A 2445-nucleotide genomic window follows, 5' to 3' on the forward strand; every position below is an offset into this window, starting at 1 on the left:
TGTCTCCCCACTCCCCACTCCCCACTATTCTTCAATACTTCCGCTCTTTCGGTTCAAACAACGTCAGCGTCACAGGTTTGTACTGCAAATCGATACCAGCAGACGAATAGTACGCGAGGGTGTGCTTCAAAAAAATGGTATCGTCCCGCTGGGGATAATCCTCCCGAAAATGAGCACCTCGACTTTCTTTACGGTTGAGGGCAGCCGTCAGAATAATTTCACCGACAGCCATCAAGTTGCGCAACTCTAACGCTTCGATGAGTTCAGTATTCCAGTCAGTACCTTTGTCATCTAAGTAAATTTCCTCGTACTGCTGTTTTAACTGTTGTAACTGGTTTAAACCCTCTTGCATTAACTCCTCTGTGCGGAAAACACCGCAGTATTGAGTCATGCAGTCTTGGAAGGCTTGACGCAACTGAGCGATTCGCATACGTCCCGATTGGTTAAGCAGGGCGTTAATTTGTGCTTTAGCCCCATGGAGGTAAGATTGCTCGTCGATTTCTGGTAATTTTCGGTTTTGAACGTAACGAGCAATGGTAGCCCCAGTTCGCTTACCATAAACCACACATTCGAGTAGTGAATTGCTTCCCAGTCGGTTAGCCCCGTGGACGGAAACACAAGCAGATTCACCAGCCGCGAAAAAACCTTCAATCAAACCATCAGGGCTACTGCGCACCTGTCCGTCGGTGTTGACTGGAATGCCACCCATGGAATAGTGAGCGGTAGGACGGACTGGCATGGGTTCGTAAATGGCATCGACGCCGACTAACCGATGGGCTTCTTCCCAACAGAAGGGAATCCGACTCATAATTTTTTCCTTACCCATGTGGCGTAAATCGAGATAGACAAAAGCACCACCAGCACTGCCATCGGGATGAATGCCCCGTCCTGCCCGAATTTCACTGGCAATGGCTCGTGAGGTGATATCTCGCGGTGCCAGTTCCATCTTGCTGGGGGCGTAGTTCGCCATAAAGCGATCGCCGTTACTATTAATTAGATAGGCTCCCTCACCCCGTACCGCTTCAGAAATCAGTACACCCACCGGATACAAACCCGTCGGGTGAAACTGTACGAACTCCATATCCTCCAACGGTACGCCAGCAAAGGCGGACATTCCTAATCCGTCACCCGTAGAGGCAAAATCATTAGAGGTAGTATTAAAGACTCGTCCGTAACCACCGGTGGCAAACATGACAGCCTTTGCCCGAACAACTTGCAAGCTGGTGTTCAGGATATTGAACATTACCACCCCTTTTGCCTGACCCTCCTCTACAATCAGGCGCATTACATACCATTCTTCATAGACAATCACCCCGTAACGCCGGAGATTACTGACGAGTTCGTGCAGAATAGCATGACCGGTCTTATCAGCAGCGTAGCAGGTGCGACGGTGGGAGTGACCGCCAAATGCCCGTTGTGCAATTCGACCATCAGGCAAGCGGGAAAACAGCACTCCCATGTGTTCCAATTCAATGACAACCTTGGGAGCCTCACGGGTGAGGAGTTCTACTGCATCTTGATCCGCTAGATAATCGGAGCCTTTAACTGTATCAAAAGCATGGGCTTCCCAGCTATCTTCAGCCTCTACATTTTTCAGCGTCGCAGCCATACCGCCTTGAGCGGCAACAGAGTGGGAACGGATTGGGTGGGTTTTAGCAACAAGGGCAACGTTCAGCTTAGGATCGGTTTGCTTGATTTCTAATGCTGCACGACACCCAGCTAATCCGCCTCCCACAATAATGACATCGTGTTCTCGCATCTCAATTTGGTAGCTAAATTTCTCTGTATTTATCGTGCCGTATCAGAAAAAATCCCCACCAAAAGGCAGGGAAAAATTTTCGATTTCCCATTCAACTTGATTTAGCTGGTGGCTTGAATGGGGTTTTGCCGGGGGGGATTGCCAGTCGCTGTCGCCGTTGTTTGTTCGGCATCGATGGGAGAAATCTCAATATGGTTCAGCAAGGTGGTTACAAAGGCAAAGAGTAAGAAGGGTAAGGACAGCACTAAGACTAGTCCGACAGTTGCCAAGGCGTAAATTTGGCGCTCAGCGCTCCAAAGAGCCAATGCAGAGGCAAGACTGATGAAAATGACAATTAACCACACGATAATTTGTCCGTAGATATCCCCGAAACTCAGAGTGCAGGTGAGGCGATACTTGTTGAATTTGTCCATGATAGACCTCGACACATTTCTTTAAATGTTAACGATAAAGGTGTCTCTCAGGTTTGGGGGATTTCTCAATATATTTTTAAAAGGGTTGTAACATTTCTTCACAAAACTGCACCCGTTCTGCTGGACTTGTCAATGGGTTCTATCCCAATGAGGTTAAACATTTTGGGCATTTTTCCTCTAACAACTTCACCTGTTGCTGGGTGTGTGAGATTGGGAGCGCTTGAGAAAGGATTAAAATATAGGACAACCAGCTCGTTGCTACCCATTCCCAGC

The 2445-nt window shown here is 48.3% G+C and carries 2 protein-coding genes; both read right to left on the minus strand.

All coding sequences use genetic code 11. The features are described 5' to 3' along the window. Window positions 1–31 precede the first annotated feature (31 nt). The gene (locus IQ257_RS29370; protein WP_193880461.1) at window positions 32–1759 is read right to left on the minus strand and encodes a succinate dehydrogenase/fumarate reductase flavoprotein subunit; all 1728 of its coding nucleotides are present in this window, start codon (window positions 1757–1759) and stop codon (window positions 32–34) included. Between the two features lie 101 nt (window positions 1760–1860). After that, window positions 1861–2172, minus strand: a complete 312-nt coding sequence (locus IQ257_RS29375) for a hypothetical protein (RefSeq protein WP_193880465.1) — start codon at window positions 2170–2172, stop codon at window positions 1861–1863. Window positions 2173–2445: the final 273 nt, after the last annotated feature.

This window comes from Coleofasciculus sp. LEGE 07092 (genome assembly GCF_015207375.1).
In the GTDB taxonomy this organism is placed as follows: domain Bacteria; phylum Cyanobacteriota; class Cyanobacteriia; order Cyanobacteriales; family Coleofasciculaceae; genus LEGE-07092.